The sequence below is a fragment of the Peribacillus sp. AS_2 genome (assembly GCF_026891895.1).
GTDB classification, from domain to species: Bacteria; Bacillota; Bacilli; order Bacillales; family DSM-1321; genus Peribacillus; species Peribacillus frigoritolerans.
Genome location: NZ_JAPTGA010000003.1, coordinates 213,636 through 232,071, shown reverse-complemented (window position 1 = coordinate 232,071; position 18,436 = coordinate 213,636). Strand labels below are relative to the sequence as shown.

The 18,436-nt window shown below is 38.7% G+C and carries 20 protein-coding genes; 8 read left to right on the top strand and 12 right to left on the bottom strand.

The window, feature by feature from the left end; genetic code table 11:
• Positions 1–86 precede the first annotated feature (86 nt).
• From OTG27_RS06635 to OTG27_RS06595, 9 genes are all read right to left on the bottom strand, one after another.
• The gene (locus OTG27_RS06635; RefSeq protein WP_268936559.1) at positions 87–860 is read right to left on the bottom strand and encodes an IclR family transcriptional regulator; all 774 of its coding nucleotides are present in this window, start codon (positions 858–860) and stop codon (positions 87–89) included.
• A gap of 91 nt (positions 861–951) precedes the next feature.
• Positions 952–1,413, bottom strand: coding sequence for a flavin reductase family protein (locus OTG27_RS06630; protein ID WP_268936670.1), 462 nt, complete (start codon positions 1,411–1,413; stop codon positions 952–954).
• Positions 1,413–2,234, bottom strand: a complete 822-nt coding sequence (locus tag OTG27_RS06625; RefSeq protein WP_268936557.1) for an FAD synthetase family protein — start codon at positions 2,232–2,234, stop codon at positions 1,413–1,415. Before OTG27_RS06625 ends, OTG27_RS06630 begins: the two co-directional genes overlap by 1 nt.
• A gap of 501 nt (positions 2,235–2,735) precedes the next feature.
• The gene (locus OTG27_RS06620) at positions 2,736–3,452 is read right to left on the bottom strand and encodes a cupin domain-containing protein (RefSeq protein ID WP_191929009.1); all 717 of its coding nucleotides are present in this window, start codon (positions 3,450–3,452) and stop codon (positions 2,736–2,738) included.
• Between the two features lies 1 nt (position 3,453).
• Complete coding sequence (locus tag OTG27_RS06615; protein ID WP_194719360.1) at positions 3,454–4,131, bottom strand: DUF2848 family protein; 678 nt, start codon at positions 4,129–4,131, stop codon at positions 3,454–3,456.
• On the bottom strand, positions 4,128–4,919 hold the full coding sequence (locus tag OTG27_RS06610) for a carbon-nitrogen family hydrolase (protein WP_053533966.1): 792 nt from the start codon (positions 4,917–4,919) through the stop codon (positions 4,128–4,130). The genes OTG27_RS06615 and OTG27_RS06610 overlap by 4 nt, the downstream gene beginning before the upstream one ends.
• Positions 4,920–4,947: 28 nt before the next feature.
• Positions 4,948–6,414, bottom strand: a complete 1,467-nt coding sequence (locus tag OTG27_RS06605; RefSeq protein WP_268936556.1) for a 4-hydroxyphenylacetate 3-hydroxylase family protein — start codon at positions 6,412–6,414, stop codon at positions 4,948–4,950.
• Between the two features lie 460 nt (positions 6,415–6,874).
• Positions 6,875–7,546: a GntR family transcriptional regulator gene (locus OTG27_RS06600; RefSeq protein ID WP_057275683.1), complete on the bottom strand. Its 672-nt coding sequence runs from the start codon at positions 7,544–7,546 to the stop codon at positions 6,875–6,877.
• Positions 7,547–7,829: 283 nt separating this feature from the next.
• Positions 7,830–8,192, bottom strand: a complete 363-nt coding sequence (locus OTG27_RS06595) for a group I truncated hemoglobin (RefSeq protein ID WP_268936554.1) — start codon at positions 8,190–8,192, stop codon at positions 7,830–7,832.
• 460 nt (positions 8,193–8,652) lie between these two features.
• Here OTG27_RS06595 and OTG27_RS06590 point away from each other — a divergent pair, with 460 nt between their 5' ends.
• From OTG27_RS06590 to chrA, 4 genes are all read left to right on the top strand, one after another.
• Complete coding sequence (locus OTG27_RS06590; RefSeq protein WP_057275681.1) at positions 8,653–8,862, top strand: hypothetical protein; 210 nt, start codon at positions 8,653–8,655, stop codon at positions 8,860–8,862.
• A gap of 586 nt (positions 8,863–9,448) precedes the next feature.
• Positions 9,449–10,321: a DMT family transporter gene (locus OTG27_RS06585; protein ID WP_268936552.1), complete on the top strand. Its 873-nt coding sequence runs from the start codon at positions 9,449–9,451 to the stop codon at positions 10,319–10,321.
• A 424-nt stretch (positions 10,322–10,745) separates the two neighbouring features.
• On the top strand, positions 10,746–11,333 hold the full coding sequence (gene chrB / locus OTG27_RS06580; protein WP_034315014.1) for a chromate efflux transporter ChrB: 588 nt from the start codon (positions 10,746–10,748) through the stop codon (positions 11,331–11,333).
• Positions 11,333–11,884, top strand: coding sequence for a chromate efflux transporter ChrA (gene chrA / locus OTG27_RS06575; RefSeq protein ID WP_057275678.1), 552 nt, complete (start codon positions 11,333–11,335; stop codon positions 11,882–11,884). Before chrB ends, chrA begins: the two co-directional genes overlap by 1 nt.
• A 33-nt stretch (positions 11,885–11,917) precedes the next feature.
• On the opposite strand, the gene chrS is transcribed toward chrA, so the two are convergent.
• Complete coding sequence (gene chrS, locus OTG27_RS06570) at positions 11,918–12,394, bottom strand: chromate efflux transcriptional regulator ChrS (protein ID WP_063577209.1); 477 nt, start codon at positions 12,392–12,394, stop codon at positions 11,918–11,920.
• A 1,004-nt stretch (positions 12,395–13,398) separates the two neighbouring features.
• Between chrS and OTG27_RS06565 the strand changes: the two genes are divergently transcribed.
• From OTG27_RS06565 to OTG27_RS06555, 3 genes are read left to right on the top strand one after another with little or no spacing between them, the layout of a single operon-like run.
• Positions 13,399–14,724 carry a HAMP domain-containing sensor histidine kinase gene (locus tag OTG27_RS06565; protein WP_268936551.1) on the top strand — a complete coding sequence of 442 codons (1,326 nt, stop codon included), beginning with the start codon at positions 13,399–13,401 and terminating at the stop codon, positions 14,722–14,724.
• Positions 14,702–15,379, top strand: a complete 678-nt coding sequence (locus OTG27_RS06560) for a response regulator transcription factor (RefSeq protein ID WP_098864997.1) — start codon at positions 14,702–14,704, stop codon at positions 15,377–15,379. Before OTG27_RS06565 ends, OTG27_RS06560 begins: the two co-directional genes overlap by 23 nt.
• A 1-nt stretch (position 15,380) precedes the next feature.
• The gene (locus OTG27_RS06555; protein WP_268936550.1) at positions 15,381–15,935 is read left to right on the top strand and encodes a TVP38/TMEM64 family protein; all 555 of its coding nucleotides are present in this window, start codon (positions 15,381–15,383) and stop codon (positions 15,933–15,935) included.
• Positions 15,936–16,264: 329 nt separating this feature from the next.
• Here OTG27_RS06555 and OTG27_RS26825 read toward each other — a convergent pair whose 3' ends face one another.
• Positions 16,265–16,426 carry an HD domain-containing phosphohydrolase gene (locus OTG27_RS26825; protein ID WP_231892223.1) on the bottom strand — a complete coding sequence of 54 codons (162 nt, stop codon included), beginning with the start codon at positions 16,424–16,426 and terminating at the stop codon, positions 16,265–16,267.
• A 706-nt stretch (positions 16,427–17,132) separates the two neighbouring features.
• On the opposite strand from OTG27_RS26825, the gene OTG27_RS06545 reads away from it, so the two are divergent.
• Positions 17,133–17,909 (top strand): SurA N-terminal domain-containing protein, encoded by a 777-nt coding sequence (locus OTG27_RS06545; protein ID WP_095678231.1) that lies wholly within the window; start codon positions 17,133–17,135, stop codon positions 17,907–17,909.
• 85 nt (positions 17,910–17,994) lie between these two features.
• On the opposite strand, the gene arsC is transcribed toward OTG27_RS06545, so the two are convergent.
• Positions 17,995–18,414, bottom strand: a complete 420-nt coding sequence (gene arsC / locus OTG27_RS06540; protein WP_268936548.1) for an arsenate reductase (thioredoxin) — start codon at positions 18,412–18,414, stop codon at positions 17,995–17,997.
• Positions 18,415–18,436 lie beyond the last annotated feature (22 nt).

Genomic DNA, 18,436 nt, shown 5'->3' with positions numbered 1-18,436 from the left:
ATACAGTCAATAAAGATAAAAGTCGTTCTGGTGAAAAAGTTTAAAGACAATCGCCATTTGTTCTCAACCGTGGACATATTGATATATCAACCTAAGCAAAGATGTTTATCGGTATATCCAAATTTCCGTGAAATCTCGAGTGCTGCACACTTAACCTTATTAACCAATGGAGGCAACAACTCCTTTTCGTAGTTCACCTCAAGACCTGCAACACTAATGCCCGCTATGATATAACCTTCATGATCAAAAATAGGAGCGGCTACCGCAGATATATAATTTTCAAGTTCCGAGTGACTGACCGTAAATCCCGTTTTTCGAGTCTCTTCTAGAAGAATACGAAGTCTCTCTTTACCTGTAATCGTTCCAGATGCGATCGACTTCAGTTCGGTTTGCTCTAAATATTGTTCCTGTTCATACTTCGGCTGAAAAGCGAGAATAACACGTGAACACGCTCCGGCATATAGCGGCATTCTCCGGCCAATTGCCGTATTAAGCCTTACCCGCTGTTTTGTATCCAGTTTTTCGATGCAGATTGCCTCATTGCCATCAAGTACGATGAGATTAACGGCTTCCCCTACCTTATCATGAAGTTTTTGCATAAACGGGAGTGCTACTTCTCGAATATCGGACCGTTCAGCTACTAAATGGCCAAACTGAAGAAATAACAGCCCAAGTGAGTATTTTCCACCTCCATCTTTATCGAGAAGACCCATCTCTTCAAGTGACATCACCATTCGAAAAACAGATGTTTTCGGTATCCCTGAAAACTGTACGATTTCATTAAGACTTAGCTTTGAATGCGTTAAGAAAAGAGTAAGGATATCCATTGATTTGACGACTGTCTTATTTTTGCTTTGCATGAGTTTCCCCTCCTTAACCACAACAAAAGCCCTTTTTAGAAAGCTCACACAACTTTAACTATTAAACTTAAACAATAATCCTGCCATAAGTTTAGCTGAGTATTTTGCCGTATTTCCCTTCATAGAAGGTTAGTGGTGCCCCTTCGCTAATGTCGAGATCAGTTACTTCCCCAATAAAGAGTGTATGGTCCCCAGCTATTTGTTTACTATGGACCTTACAGACGATGTTTGCTAAAGCATTTTTTATTACTGGAAGTTCATTTATCCAGCCAAATTCAATCTGGCGATTATCTTTAATCTGCCCTGCAAAATGCATGGATAACTCTTTTTGGGCATCTGACAATATATTTACAGCAAATTTTCCAGATTCATTAATTTTATCTAGCATTTTAGCATTTTCGCCTATGGATATGATAACCAACCTTGGGTTAAGGGAAACTGACATAAATGCATTCGCCGTCATACCGTGTGCTTCATTTTCTAAAAGTGTCGTGATCACTGTTACTCCTGTAGCAAATTTCCCCATCGCATTTCTAAAATTTCTATCATCCATCATTTTATAACCTCCTTAAAATTTGTACTGCACTGAGACTTTGACTCAAAAGGTATCTGTTTTAAAAATTTAACCGTCACTTCTTCCGCAACACCTCCCTTCAGCATTTCTATAACTTGACCGCTAATTTCATCATTTTTCCTGCTGGACCCATATCTTATAAATAACCCCTGACAAGTTTTGTTCCAGGTTTTGATTTCTACATGATATACACCTGGTGCTGGCAGGATATACTTATTTTCGGTATGGAACTCCATATTTTTCTTTTTATCGTGTTTCTGTCTATTTGAACCATAAACGACCCCTTTAACTTCAAAATGATGTCCCATATAGTAAGGAACAAGGTGGACATCTCCGGCCCTTACTATTTTCCTGATTATGGTTGAACTTATTTTTTCGCCATTATGTACCTGTTTTGAAATCACGGTTACATCAAAAGGATTATTTATGCTCATTTTTTGCAAATAATCAGCAGTCCCCTGAGCTTTTTTACCAAAGGTAAAGTCAAAGCCCACAACTAAGTGTTTAGCTTGAAGACCTAAAACATATTGTTTAATAAAATCAGATGGCAAAAGGGAAGCAAATGATAAATTAAACTTTATGACAAAAAGTTTATCCACTCCAATGGCAGCCATTCTTTCAATCTTTAAAGCCAGGGGAGTTATATATCTCCAATCTTTCTCCAATTTGATTACTTCATTTGGATGTGGATCGAAGGTCATCGCCGTGAATTTAAGATTGTTCTTTTCAGCTATTTTCTTGGTTTGCATTAACAGAGATTGATGACCTAAATGAACACCGTCAAAAAAACCTAATGCCATTACATGAGGCTCCCTTGGATATAGGGATCCCTTTAGTGGATGTGTTAAATGGTAAACTTCCAACTTGCTTCACCTTCTCCGTCATTAAGTTAATAAAATTTTGTCAAAGGGGAAAAAATGGTGTTGTCGATTTTATTTAATGGAATACTGGACTTCAAAAACCTTGTATCCGTTTGCTAACCAAGGACCAAGTTTCGTGCCCGGTGGACGGGTACTACCCATTCATGCTGAATCAACAACTTTCCAATAATCTTGAATGTGCACTCATTTTTTAACGATTAAAGGTTTCTGTATAATGAATTGTGTATACATAACCCATCACACGGAACATTCACATACCTGCTTCCTGTGATACCCAATTATCAATTTGAGCATTCAGCACTTGATCCCTGTGGAAGAATATATCAGAGATAAAAGGCTCCTCGTTATTTGATGTCACGAGAAGCCATTTGATGGATTGCCATATTGCTATAGGAATGCAGATTCCCGGTACATGCCTCTTTATTTTTCCGTGGAGTAATAGCGGACCTCGAAAATCTTACAGCCATCTGGAGATTTCCACGGTCCATGTTCCATACCGGGAGGGCGGCAAGCAACCATTCCTGCTGTAAATTCCTCATTTAAACGCAAATCGATTAAAGATCCTTCAATAATATATAATTCTTCCCAAAAATCATGGACTTGCACGCCATTAGGAGATGTATCTGTCCCTGGACCATTATGAAGAATTCTTGTAGCAACCCCTGTAGTAGGGTCAGAAGCAATGATTCTTTCAGAAAGGCTCTTAACTTTACTAAAAGGCTGCGCTTCAAAAGTGGTATGATCGACAAATTCATGTTCTTCTTTTTTCTGATCTGCATAATAGCGAACTTCGAAAATCCTGCAGCCATTAGGTGATTTCCATGGACCATGCTCCATCCCTGGAGGACGGCATGCAACCATTCCTGCTGTAAATTCCTCATTTAGACGTAAATCGATCAAGGATCCTTCAATAATATATAATTCTTCCCAAAAGTCATGGACTTGCACGCCATCAGGCGATGTATCAGTACCTGCTTCCAGTTCAAGGATACGAGTTGCTACATTAGTATCTGGAATCTGCGCAATAATTCGTTGAGATGCACCTTCTACAGTTTTTGAAGGAACGGCCTCAAAGGTTTTATACTCAACAAATTCCAACTCTGGTTTTCTATCAATTTTCATTTTTGATTTTTCCATTTCAAACTACCTCCGCATCCACTAAAATATGAACCTGATAATTCAATTGAATTTTGTTATCTGTTAAACGATCATATAATTCTGCTGAAAATGCTTCCCCATAAATGAATTCGCCATTTATAATCGGTAATGTTCCGCAAAACACAATCATATCCTCACTATCATAGCCACGTTCTTCGATAATTTTGAGCAATTCTTCAGGATGCAAGAATTCTCCTAGCTTGCCTGCTTGGTACTCGTTTTTCACCCCATCGACGATCATCCAGCTTCTCATTTCAATGTCATCCCATCGATCTTTTACGTCATCCAAGGCCCAAAATTGTGTTGAAATAGGTTTGCTGCATACTTGTTTGGATTTCTGAATAGACACTTTTTCAAGCCCGCGGTCCGTGTGGTCACTGCCTAGTCCTAAATACCATTTCCCTTCAATTTTCATGATGACCACTTCTGCTTCTCCGCTGCTGCTTTCTTGGATAACTGAAATTGAGTTATTTGTCGTAATGAGATTTGTTGAAAGATCGTAAATCATCGGAACTTGTGGAGGAGCCGGAACGCCGATCTCCTTCAATTCATCAATATGTTTTTTTACAGATTCCTGGTCTTTTCCCGTATAGCCGGCAATAAGTAATCGTTTAGGGTCTGCAACAATATTTCTTCCACAAACATTAATATTTATCAACTGAATTCCTCCTGCCTATCTAATACCCGGTGCTTCAAATTAGGGAATACATCACGAATTTTAGCAACCTGGGCCGGATCAATCTCTGTTTTAATAATAGTTTCTTCATCTCCTCCAGCAGCCACAACAATCCCCCATGGGTCAACCACTTGACTATGACCAGCTAAAAGGACGTCATTAGTATTTCCAACACAATTACTCGAAATCAAGAAACACTGGTTTTCCAATGCCCGAACTGAATTGAATAATTTCCAATGCTCCAGTCTTCTATGCGGCCAAGCAGATGTAACAAGAAGTAACTCTGCTCCTAAATCCACTTCTGCACGGTACAATTCAGGAAATCGCAAATCATAACAAGTTGATAAGCCAACTTTCCCGAATTCTGTATCGACTACAGTTGTTTCATTTCCTCTCGTCAATATTTGACCTTCTTTTGAACCATAACGAAATAAATGCATTTTTCGATAGGTTCCTATTAGTGTCCCATCCGGAGAAAATAGAACACTTGTGTTGTAGTACTTTCCATTATTTTTTTCTATAAAACTACCTGCAAATATATATGACTTAACTTCTTTGGCCTTTGCGGAGAAACGTTGGACAAAATCGCCATTCAATTCTTCTGATTCGTCTATATAGCGATCAAAAGAAAAGTACCCCGTTGCCCACGTTTCTGGTAAAACGATTAAATCTTGTCCTTTTAATCCATCAATCATTGACTCCACACGATCTATGCGAGCAGATTTAGACTCACTATCTTTAATCTCCAATTGTATCGATGCTATTTTCATTTCAGTACCACCCCTTCATTTATATTTTTTATATTAGTTCTTCCACTTGAGTGGGAAGTGAATAGCTTCCTAAAAATTTATCCACCATTTGAACCGGCTCATCATAGCCGTAATTTCTAAATGAAAAGCCTTTCGTGACGAAAGGTGCACCATTATAGAACATTTCATACTGTTGGTGCCTGCCGCCGAATTCTGAACCAATGATATCCCATACTAACTTAAATAGTTTAATTTTCTCCTCAGCGCCAACTCCCGTAGAACGTATATATTGATACATATCATCTTTCGTTTCAGGATTGATGAGCTCTTTATAAGAGGATGGTAATTGTAAAACGCCTCCACCGCATAACTCCCGTAAAATTTTAATAGTGGAAGCATAGATAGTTTCCTGTTGACCGACTACACCATAAAGAAAACGTGGATCTGGTCGTGCCACACCGTTTTTGTCGATGATACAATTATATTCCGAAGCTAAAAGATTACCTTCTACAGAAGCCGCAATAGAAGCGAGTTCCCCTAACTTCTCTTGGACTGAAGGGATTTTATCGATTCCATTCATCGCAGAAACTTTTCGGGCAGCACCAATCAAAAATTTTAATTTAGTACTAAATCTTATTTGCGCTTGATTATTGCCTAATACATGAGCTGGTGTTTCATGGAACTGAGCTCTCACGATGTCAATATTTTTGTAAACAAAAATATCTTGCCAAGGAATAAATACATCGTCAAAAACAACTAATGAATCACTTTCATCAAAACGGGAGGACAATGGGTAATCAAATGTGCTTGGTGATTTTTCAGCATAACCAGGCCTCGCATAAAATTTTAATCCTTTTGCATGAATCGGCAGGACAAAAGACAAAGCATAATCTTCATCACCAGGTCTGAGTGGTGTAAGGCAACTTACGAATAAGTAATCGGATACGGCTGATGCAGTACCGAGCATTTGAGAACCTCGAACAATAATTCCATCCTCCCTTTCCTCGTACACTCCAACTGGGAGAAATTTATCTTCCTGCTCATGAGCTGCTTTACTTCGATCAATTTGTGGCGGAATAATAACGTAGGTTACATATAGATCTTGATCTCGCACATGTTTATAGAAATTCAAAACATTCTTTCCATAACCTTCTCCTCCGCGATCAAACACTTCGGGTGAACTGGCAAAAGCAGCCAAAAAGCTGGCAACGTGATCAGGGCTTCTTCCGACAAATCCACAAGTTGCTTCAGACCATTTAGAAATCGCCAATCTTCTCTCTTTAAGTTCTTCCCGACTCCTTGGAATCATATAAATTTTATTTGCTTGCGTACCGTCCTCAGTTTTGTATGTCATATTCTGAGATTCATCCCATGCTAGGTCGTATAAGCCTGCAATGGTATGGGTAATTCCCGTAAAAGCTGGGTGGGTCGTCACATCCTTTACTCGTTCCCCATTTATGTAGATTGCCCTATCATCTTTCAATGTCTGTAAATATTCTTTACCTGTTCTAACCATACCTGATTCCTCCTATATGTTTGAATAAGTACATGTTTTAACAATTTAACAGCTAAAAGGCAAACCTTAATTGTATTTTGTATGATGTATTATGTATTGTGTATACATTAAAGGCTTTGCCAATTCCTATCATGTAATTATGGTCGGTAAAGTCATATTGAATTTTAAGGTTTATCCTTTAAATATTTTCACCTATGAACATTAACGACGGGTAAACGCTTTCATTTGCAATGAACTATAGTCGTATCTTTCAACACTATGGCTTACTATTTAAGCAAAAACCCAGGAAAAAGCATACGGAAGAATTTCTCCAAGGTTTTTGCTCTAAACGTGAGAATTGGTTTGACCTTGCTGTAAATATAGGCAAGTTTATTCAAAACCATTATTTTTTGTCCCCTAGAAATATAGTAAACTACCTTTTACTTGGAGCAATCCCTCCCTTCAAGCATTTGATAGAAAATCAGGAATTATCAACAATAATCAATGTTTCTTTTGTTTTTTCCAAATGGTTTAAAATCGCCTGTGAAGCCAGTTCGGGATTTTTCTCCTCTAAAGCCTGGATAATCTGGGTATGTTCCATTAAAACATTTTTCATTCTCCCAAGTTTACTGACTGCTTTTAACCCCATTAGCTGAGTAAGGTTATGAAGATTGTTCAAAACTTGCTCTATTATGGTGAAGTTTGCCAGTCTTGTCAACGAGAGATGAAACTCATGGTCTAGCCTGATAAAACTAATAGCATCATCATTTTGCAATGCTTCTTCTTGCTGCTTCAGAATTAATTTAAGCAACCTCAGTTGTTCAGGTGATGTAATTTCTTTTGTTAGTTTTTTCACCGATTCAACTTCAATGGCACTTCTTAGTAAAAAGATTTCATCTTGTTCCTCTGGAGTAATCTTTCTTACAGTTAAACCCTTCCTCGGAATGGAAACAAGTAATCCTTCCTTCACCAAATCTTGAATAGCTGCCCTTACCGGAGTTCTTGAAGTATCTAACCTTTCCGCTAATTGAACTTCTGTAAATATTTCATCACTGGTAATACCACCAAATAAAATGGCTTTTTTTATTTGATTATAAACTTTATCTTGTGTTGTTCTTTCCTTTTCGATTGGTTTTAAATGAATTCCTGCCATATTAATCCGTCCTTTTTGATAAGTCTTTACAATTCGAACAACTTGAATCTATATGATTGGCTAAATCCCCATATGTGTTATGTATACATAATACATAATACTACAGACATAAGTCAATAATATATTTTCCATTTTTCTGAATTTTAAAAAACGGGCATTATCTTTGTAATATTTCTTAAAACGCAACTTCATATAAAAATCATTATTATGGAAGTCAAAAACATGTAACAAAAGGATAAAAAAATCCAAATAAAAAACCCCCAGATGGGGGATGGATCGATATTCATTTATTCAAAATATCATCTTTTAGTGAAGCAACTTTAGTCAAAGCTGTATCTCTGTCAGCTTCATTCACCCCAAAGTGAGCAAGCGCATCATTAAGATGCTTGACAATGGCATTAAAATGGGCAGGTTGCAGATTCAATCCTTGGTGCGCCTTTGCCATGGATTGTCCAGAATATTGTTTTGGGCCGCCTAATGCAAAACTAATAAATTTTGTCTGATGACTTCGTTGCTTTTCCATATCCGTTTTTTCAAAAAAATGATTAACTGTCTCATCTTTAAGGACCAATTCGGAGTAAAAATAATCCACAACTTTTGCTATCTCATCTTCTCCGCCAACTTTTTCATAAAGTGTTTGTTCCATATCCACACTCCTAATTTGTAATTAATAGAAGTATTCTTTGTAGAAAATTGGATTTTATTCCTTATCTTTTAATAATATCTCCTTCTGCTCTAGTACCCTTGCAACTAACCTGTCCCCTTAAGGCGTAAAATTACTGGAATTGGATTAGAAGATGGAATTTGTACTCTACTTGCTGCTAGGTATGAAACGTTGCCTCCAGGCACCCGCTTTCCGCGGGGGGCAGCCATCCGTTCCAATCAACTTTTTTAACTTTTAGATAGAACCCTTTTGTCTAAAAACTGAGCGAAGCGTTCCTTTTGGCTGATGACCTCTCCTATTTTTCGAGTGTGCACTCAAACAGAAGGATACCCAAAAAAACTGAATACATTAATTTTAAGATAAAAAATTTACCAGTTTGGCCAAAAAATAAGTATAAGAATGTAATAGATTGGATAAACTAATAAAAAAGGAGTGGGAGATTATGGAGACTAAATTTAAAGAAGGAACGAAAGAAATGTGGAGCGAAATTAATGAATGTATAACTCGGAAAATCAATGAAAAACATGATTTATCTTTTCAAAAGAAGAGCAATGATAATTATATGAATCTATATATTCAAACAGCCGTCTTACACACGTTATTTGAACTATCAGATGAGTTCAGGAAAATCGAAAGAAAATATAACGGATAGTGATGCTTCCGGAAAGCACATGCACTAAATTCACCTTAACGGTGGATTAGGATTAAACTCTTTAAGGGCCTATTAATCCTAATCCACCTTTTCTTTCCAGATTATTATTTACATCATTACCGCTGCCGGCAATTTGATTAGCATAATTACTGTACCATTTGATTCCCTTCCCTAAAATTCCCTCTTTCTATTCCAACTAGAATCCATGAACCAAAAGAAACCCGACCAGTTTTTAAGGTTGGGGTTTTTCCTGTGTTTTAAGTTTTAGTATAATGCGAATAATTTTAATGGTACGCTAGGTTAAATACTATAATTTGTTGTTTTATTAATATAAAATCTTGTATATTTAAATGAGTATGGTAATAACTTACTGACGTTTGAAACGAATGATCGGTAGCAGCTCCGAATAGCTTTTTAATTAGCTAACATCATTGAAAATAAATATTTTTGGAAAGTGAGCTGAAAGCTGATGTTGTGGTCACCACTATTCGAAAATGATGTACCTGCAGTTTTTCTTCCTTAACGGCAGAAAAACTGCATCTCCGTTAAGGACTGGAAATGTTAAGTTAAAACGGAGGGTACAAAAATGAAAAACACGATAATAGGTTCTTTATATTTATCACTCGCTGCCAGCATTTGGGGCGGGATGTATGTTGTGGTAAAGGTTGTGGTAGAGGTTGTTCCGCCGCTTGAATTAGTATTATTACGATATGTAATTGCGATTTTAGCATTGCTGACAATTGGTTTAATAACAAAACAATCTTGGCGGATCGACAAACGGGACTGGCTTTTGGTTTTCATTATAGGACTTGTTGGGAACACAATTTCCATCGTAACCCAGGAAGTTGGTACACTACTTTCTTCTGCGCAAATGGGAGCCATCATCACTTCAACAACACCTGCATTCATGGTGATATTTGCACGTATCGTTTTAAAAGAAAAGATCACTTTTAAAAAATCAATTTCTGTTATTTTAGCGACAATCGGTGTCGGTATCATTGTGGGAAATGCCCATATTGGCTCATCTCACCAACTTGGAGGCGTATCACTGCTTATTGCTGCGTTAACTTGGGCCCTTATGTCTGTTCTAATCAAACGTGTACCAGGACAATATTCACAAATTGTTATAACGACCTATGCCGTGCTTGTGGCAATTGTCCTTTTAACCCCTTTAACGATTAGTCGATTGGGTGAGCTTGATTTTCAAGCCATCATGCATCCATCCATATGGGGCGGCCTTCTATACTTGGGCGTTATTTCAACAGCATGTGCCTTTTTACTGTGGAATCGCGGACTGCAAATGCTTACCGCTTCAAGTGGCGGACTATTTTTCTTTTTACAGCCTATAGTCGGTACTTTTTTAGGTTGGTTAATACTAGGTGAACAAATCGGCTTGTCCTTTTGGATCGGTACAATCTTAATTTTTACCGGTGTGCTATTAGTCATTCGGGAAGAATGACCCACATTAAATTTATTAGAATTATATATTAAAAAATGCACCTTATAGAGCAGTCACTCTAAAACAGGCTGCCCATAGGGTTCTTTTTTAGGTTTAAAAAAGGGGGCTTGCAGAAAAATTGTTTTTTTGTTTATAATTTCTCCTTCTTATCCCCCTTTAATAAGGCGGAATCCAATACTCCATCGCACTAGAGTGAATAGCATTATACTAGCTTGTTTGTCTAATGTAATCCAAACTTCCTTCCTCAAGGCAAAAAGATACTTTCTTTTGTTTATTTCAACACATTATATCGAAAATCCCCTAAAATACATTCATTACGTAATTATTATCATAATTTCATGTACATTTCGAAAGTATTTTTGTTATCATTAATTCATAATCTTGGAAATGAATGCTGAATTTTATAACAAAGGAGGACTCGTTTTTGAAAAATCCATATACGGAATTGACGATTGGAATGATGAGAACGGGGATATTAGGATTCGGCGGCGGGCCATCTGTCATCCCGCTCATCCGCCACGAAGCAGTTTCCCGTTATCACTGGCTTGACGATGATGAATTCGGGGACACATTGGCGATTGCCAATACACTCCCTGGACCGATTGCCACGAAGATGGCAGCATATCTTGGTTATAAATTAAAAGGCTGGCCGGGAGCCATCGTAAGTGTGGCCGCTCACGTGTTACCTTCATGCATTGCAATGGTTTTCTTGATTGCGTTCATTAATGTTCTAAGTAATTCGGCAATGATCAGTAATATGATTGCTGCTGTCATGCCGGTTGTCGCTGTCATGCTTGGTCAAATGGCTTATGAGTTTGGCGAAAAGGCGGTAAAAGGGTTAGGAAAGGTGCTCGGTATCACCTTTTTTGCGATTTCCTTTTTGCTTCTGCAGGTCATTTCCCTGCATCCGGGTATCGTCATTATGATGTTTCTTTTATATGGGGCGTTTCATTATAAATTAAAGGATAGACTGAAAAATAAAAAGACTGATAGGAAGGAGGAATCCGCTTAATGGGTATTATCATCCCAATAGGAGTTACTGTTTTTCTAGCGTTTTTCATTGCCAATATTCTTGGTTACGGCGGAGGTCCGGCTTCGATTCCGCTTATGTATGATCAAATCGTCACCCGTTATGGCTGGCTAGATAATACCGAGTTCTCACAAATGCTCGCGTTAGGAAATTCACTCCCTGGACCCATCGCCACGAAAATAGCCGCATATGTCGGATATGATGTATATGGCTGGCCAGGATTTCTAGCTGCATTGGCAGGCACGATCATCCCTTCAGCCGTGGCTTTGATATATCTATTAAAAATCCTGCGAAAATACAAGCAATCGCCTATCGTAAAAGGCATGTCACTACTTGTACAGCCCGTGATCGCGATCATGATGTTATTGCTCACCTGGAATATGGCAGCGGACGCGGTCGGGTCCATCGGCTACATCCATTCAATCTTCATCGCTGGATTGGCCTTCTTGGCTTTAGGTAAATTCAAGATCCACCCTGCATTCGTAATCATTTTTGCCTTTGCGTATGGCGGCTTTATCATCCCGCTCACATAAATAAAAAATCCGCCTATTTAGGGGGATTTTTTATTAAAGCTTCATGCCCATCCGGCTTTTATAACGTTTAATGAGAATTTGGCAATCAACGCTGACAACACCGACGACCGCATACAGTTTCTCATTAAGAAAGCGTTCCATCTCTTGATTATCAGTAAAGATTCCGTGCATATGGAGTTTACTCGGACCGGTCATATGATATAAACTCGTAACAGCCGGTTCACTTTCTAATTGCTGCGCGACCGATTCCAGATATTTTGGCTCAACCTCCACGTTAAAGAATGCCGAAACATGGATGCCGACCTTAGCTGGATTTATGACCGCAGTGAACCTCTCGATCACACCGTTTTCAACTAGATGATTAATTCTCATCTGAACCGCAACTCTGGAAAGCTCCACTTTCTTCGCTAATTCGGTATATGAAATTCGTGCATCTTCATGTAAAACCGATATGATTTTCTTATCGATCTCATCAACTTTCAAGCTGGGAATCTTAAAGTCCTCCGCCATCTTACGTAACTCCTTTTCAATTTCTTTACTCCATTATCGCAGAGAACACCATCGGATCACAACAATCTTCCTTTTCACATCGCATAACAACGCAAGAAATTTTTTCGTATCCCTTTTCAATGAACTCCCTCCTTCTTGCCAAGAAATGTCCATCGTTTATGTAATTTTCAAACTTAAGGTGCATCAATTCAACCAGCTGGGTGCAGCCGCCAAAAAGATCGATAGACTTAGAACCGGACAAATTGACAACATCGCCCACACTTCCTTGATATTCTAATAGTCTGCAGTCCCCCTCCTTTTCTAAGATTGAAAGGCGGGGGTTTTACAGACCGTATACTGCATGATAAAAGTTTATGAATAACCAAGGGACACTTCCTCAACCCTTTGATTGAAAGGTCTTTGCGATATTTTTGTATTCCTCTTCATTGAGAATGCCCATTTTTTTGAATAATGCGGAATATGCCATTATTTTTTTCTGCGTACGGTTTGTACAATTCATATGGATCAGCTCCTTTTTTACATAGTATTCATTCACGACAAAATGTTTCCTTAATACAAAACATTTTGTATAAACTAAATAAAGAAACGGTCCATTTCAAGCTTAGAGGTGTACTTAAAATAAGTTATATGAATAATTAGTAACAACTTCGAAAAGTGTTATGTTTAATGGTTTCGCGTGAAAATTATGTTTTTCCACGGTTGCCGCATAGCAATCCTACGTTTATGTTTTGAGAGGAGTTGCTAAATACTACCTGATTCCCCCCTACACAGGACTTAAAAAAATGACAGTTTTGGCCCATTAACCTATTGCCTCTCTTGCAACAAGTCATCATTCGGATTATCGTTGTTTAATAGATGCGAAGAAATTGAAAAAATCTGCATACTTTCTTCATACTTTTTCGCTAAACTGACTTTATTCATAAAGAAGGTGAATAATCCTGAAAATCTCCTTTAAACTCGGACTATCTATATTTATTTGCATTTTTTTGATGGAAACCGTCTCCATGATTTACTTGCATAATAAAGTGATCCATTCCCGTATCAATCAAGAATTGGAATCACTGAAGGCCCGTGGCAATAGTCATCGTGATGTGTTGGAAATCACGTATTCCGACTCTACCCTTAAGCATATCGGCTTAATGGAATACCATACCGATACAGATGTCGTGATTACTAATACAAGAGGAGATATTCTGATATCTTCCGCAAAGGTAAATGGGGGAATGAACAAAATCTTGGCAAAAAACATCTCCCAAGTACCCCGAAAAGGTATGATCCTCCAATCAAGTTGGAAGGATGAAAGATATATAGCCACCGTCACTCCATTTATCAGTGATAAAGAAAAAAAAGGCTATGTTTATATGTTCAAAGATACTAGAGATGTTGAGGATTTAATCGCACAACTTAATAGGCATTTCCTTTTTGCGACTGCATTGCTCCTTTTATTCATGCTTATCACCATCTATTTTCTATCAAAAGCTTTGACTAGACCGCTTATTTCGATGAAGGAAGCGACAACCAAACTCAGCAAAGGGAATTTTTCAGTGGCTGTGCCGGTACGATCTCATGATGAACTCGGGGAGCTTGCTCAATCCATTCAAAGCTTGGCTAATGAATTGAACTATTTAAAGAAGGAACGCAATGAATTTTTGGCAAGTATCTCCCATGAACTGCGCACGCCGCTAACTTATATCAAGGGATACGCTGATATAACCCGCCGGAAGGATTTGGATGCATCCGAACGAACAAGATACTTAGAGATCATCCATGATGAATCCGAACGATTAAACAAATTATTGGACGAACTATTCAATATGGCTAGAATGGATGTAAATACATTCACCATATCAAAAGAAATCGTCCAGCTCTCTTCATTCCTGCAAAACATTCATGAAAAAGTGTTACCGGCTTTTGCAAATGAAAGAATTCAATTGAATCTGGAATGCAAGGATGATTTATTTATAGCTATAGATCCCTCACGGTTTGAGCAAGTCATTCTTAACCTGTTGGATAATGCGCTGAAGTACTCGAACGAATATACAATCACCACCATCAATGCCACCGAATGCAATGGCTGGATTTCCATCTCCATAATCGACCAAGGGGTTGGCATTCCACCTGAAGATGTCCCCCATATCTTTGATCGTTTATATCGTGTCGAGAAATCACGCGCCAGAGATACCGGCGGATTCGGATTGGGGCTATCCATCGTCAAGCAATTAGTGGAGGTACAAGGTGGATTCATTTCGGTTAAAAGCAACATGGAGCAAGGAACGTGCTTCACTATCACATTTAAGGAGATAACAAATGAAGACAGTAGTTCTGGTTGATGATGAACAGAGAATGCTTGATCTATTAGAGCTATACATTAAACCTCACGGATATACATGCCTGAAGATGAAATCTGGACATGAAGCCTTACAGTTCTTAGCGCATGAACATGCGGACATAGTACTTCTTGATGTAATGATGCCTGAGATGGATGGGTGGGAAACGTGCGAAAGGATCCGTGCGTTCTCCAGCATTCCCATAATCATGCTCACCGCGCGGGATGCTGCACAAGATATGGTGAAAGGGTTGAAAAAGGGTGCAGATGATTATATTACGAAACCCTTTCATGAAGATGTTTTACTTGCCAGAATCGAAGCAGTGACGCGGCGGGTGCATACTCAGGATGATTCTTTGACCTTTAGGGGGCTAAAATTAAATGAATCCGCTTATGAAGCACATTATGATACCAAAACAATTCCATTTACACCGAAAGAGTTCTCACTGCTGTGCTTGTTTTTAAAATCCCCAGATCAAGTGTATTCCAGAGACCACCTGCTTTCGACCATATGGGGATTTAAAACGGATACCGAAGATCGGACAATCGATTCCCATATTCGAAATATTAGAGAGAAATTGCGTCATGCCGGTTTTCCAGCAGATCAACATTTGAAAACGGTCTGGGGCATCGGGTATAAATGGAGTACTGTGGTTTGATATGAATTTCATTTCAGAGGCATTACTATCCAGCGGCCCTTTCTCCATTTCTGTAAGTTTAGTATTCAATATATTGATCAGCGTGCTTGGTTTTATTCCAAGTGTATTCATCACGGCCGCCAATATCAGCGTATTTGGATTTGAAAAGGGATTGATCCTTTCTTACATAGGGGAAATTGCCGGTGCAGTGGTCAGCTTTTGGTTATATCGTAAAGGCTTTCAAACACTCAAACCCAAGTTCATGAAGAACCGGTGGGTCAAGAAGCTGCAAAAGTCACAAGGGTTTCATGCATTTTGGATGATACTGATGCTTAGGCTCCTTCCTTTTATACCATCCGGCGCAATCAACCTTACAGCAGCATTAAGCAAGACGGGAATGATGATTTTCTTCCTCGCGACATCCATCGGAAAACTGCCCGCACTCCTTGTCGAGGCATATTCGGTAACACAGGTATTGAAGGCATCGGACGATATAAGGATTTTTTTGATACTGTTGATTCTCGTAATCTCAGTCGTTTATTATCTTAATAGAAATAAGAAAAAAGGAAGGGAGTAAAAATCTTCACTATTTTTTTGGTAAATTGAAGCGATTCATTTACCATTTTACAAACTCCTTATTTTTTTCAAATCGTTAACCCTTTATCTCCAAGGATTCAGAAGGCGACGAGTTCGCAATTTACTATATCCCTGTGCTGCGAATGGTATCCAGCCTTTTTTCTGCGCCGCCTTTTCATCAAAATGGCAAAAGAAAGACATCGCGGTGTATGGGTCGTAATGCTTTCCTTTTTGTTCGTTTATGAAAGATAATGCCCGCTCCACTGACCAGGAGTCTTTATACGGCCTTCTGCTGGTCAATGCATCAAACACATCCACAATGGCAACGATTCAAGCTTCCAATGGGATTTCCTCCCCTTTCAAACGGTGGGGATATCCCGTTCCATCCCATTTTTCATGATGATGGGGGATGATGGTTTCAGCCACTTCCAGGCTGCTGATCACATCATTGTTTATTTCCCTTGAAATCTTATTCAAAAAATCGGATCCCATTAACGGATGCATCTCGATGATTTTTCGTTCATATGGGGATAACGGGCCAGATTTTTATAAAATCCCCTCAGGAATCTCCGCTTTCCTGATATCATGCACAACACTTGAATGGACGATATGATTCATATAGCTTTTAGATAGTTCAGCTGGCATCTTCGATTATGAACGATAACAAGCTGCTTGGTCAGGTTTTGAACTCTCAATAAATGCGCTTCACTTTGAACCCAATGATGCTGTTCCTGGCATACCCTGCCAATTCGCATGACAGCTTTGATTTCCCTTTCAAAATCTATACCTCCAGTAATCTGCTGGATTTCAACTCTGTCTCTTAGTCACTTTTCTCATTGTCACGGCTCACTCCGTTCATGATTTGAAAGATAGGTTAAATGAACTACATCCGGATGATAAGGTATATAATACCGTACAAGTTTTATATACAATAGTTACTAAGCATCGTTTTGTGAGTAAGAGATGGATTAGTTTCTGACTGTAACAGGATCAGCCTTCGCATTCCTTTAAGCATATTGCATGACGAAGGGTAAATGGGTTCATTTCCGCGAATGTTACACTTATATAATGAGATAATGCCTATACTATCTTCCTGTTTTCTGGAAAAAAGAATGAATTTATTGTGTTTTAATGGGAAATTCCTTTATAATGCGCATTAGATGATTTTTTAGCATTGAATTCGAGAGGAGACTGAAATATGAAGAAACTATTGTACCCAATCATCATTGGATTATTGGCAGTTGTTCTAACGGCTTGTGGTTCGAACGATGAAGCTGATAAGAAAAATGACGAGAAAGAGACTAAAACAACTGAGAAAGAAACGGCTAAAGCAACTGAGGAACAGCAAAAACAGATGGAAGAAATGAAGAAGAAACTGGACAAGCAAAAGGTTGATGAAAAGAAAACGGTAGCCATCGTCAATGACGAAAAAATTTCAGGTGCGGAATATAATACCGTGTTGTCCACCACACAAATGCAGATGCAGCAATTCGGACAAGACCCAACATCCAAGGAGGGCGCCAAACAAATTAAAGAGCAAACGCTCAACTCTTTAGTGGGGCAAAAATTGCTGCTTCAAGCAGCTGATAAAAAGGGCTACACAGCTTCCAAGGCTGAAATTGAAAAGCAACTTGCCGAAATCAAGAAGCAATATGAGAGTGAAGAGAAATTCAAGGCGGCATTGAAACAAGCAGGTCTTAATTCGGAAATGCTGAATGCCCAGATCGCAGAGAACATCCCATATACGAAGTACGTTGAAAAAGAGATTAAAGTAGAAGAAGCAACTGATGAAGAAATCCAAAAGTATTACGACCAGGTTGCGGAGCAAGCTAAAACAAGCGGACAAAAGGTACAGAAACTCGAAGAAATGAAGCCGCAAATCAAGGAACAACTAGAGCAGCAAAAGAAACAAGAAAAGCTTGTGAAGCATGTCGAAGAACTTCAGAAAAATGCTAAAGTCGATATTAAGATTTAATGATGAAAAGAGCTGCCGAATTTGGCAGCTCTTTCTTTATGGTCTTTGGTCCGCCTGCTAACACCCACGGCTTTTCAATTTTCATTTATTCACCTGTTCTAGAGAAACGTGCAATTCTTTCACCTATTTCATCTCGAACACGTTGGAAGGTTGCCCATTTCTCTTCATCTGTTCCTTCCGCTTTTGCCGGGTCATCAAAGCCCCAATGTTCACGTTTGACATGCGGTGGTGTCATAGGACATTTGTCAGCCGCATCGCCACATAATGTAACGACAAAATCAGCATTATTCAATATATCTGGGTCAATGATATCCGATGTTTGATTGGAGATGTCCAATCCAACTTCATTCATTGCTTTCACTGCTTTGGGATTTAACCCATGGGCCTCGATTCCTGCACTAAGCACTTGCCATTCGTCACCTAAATATTTCTTCCCCCATGCTTCTGCCATTTGGCTTCTGCAAGAATTGCCAGTACATAAAAAGTATAGCGTTTTCTTACCCATGCGGTTTCTCTCCTTTGTTTGT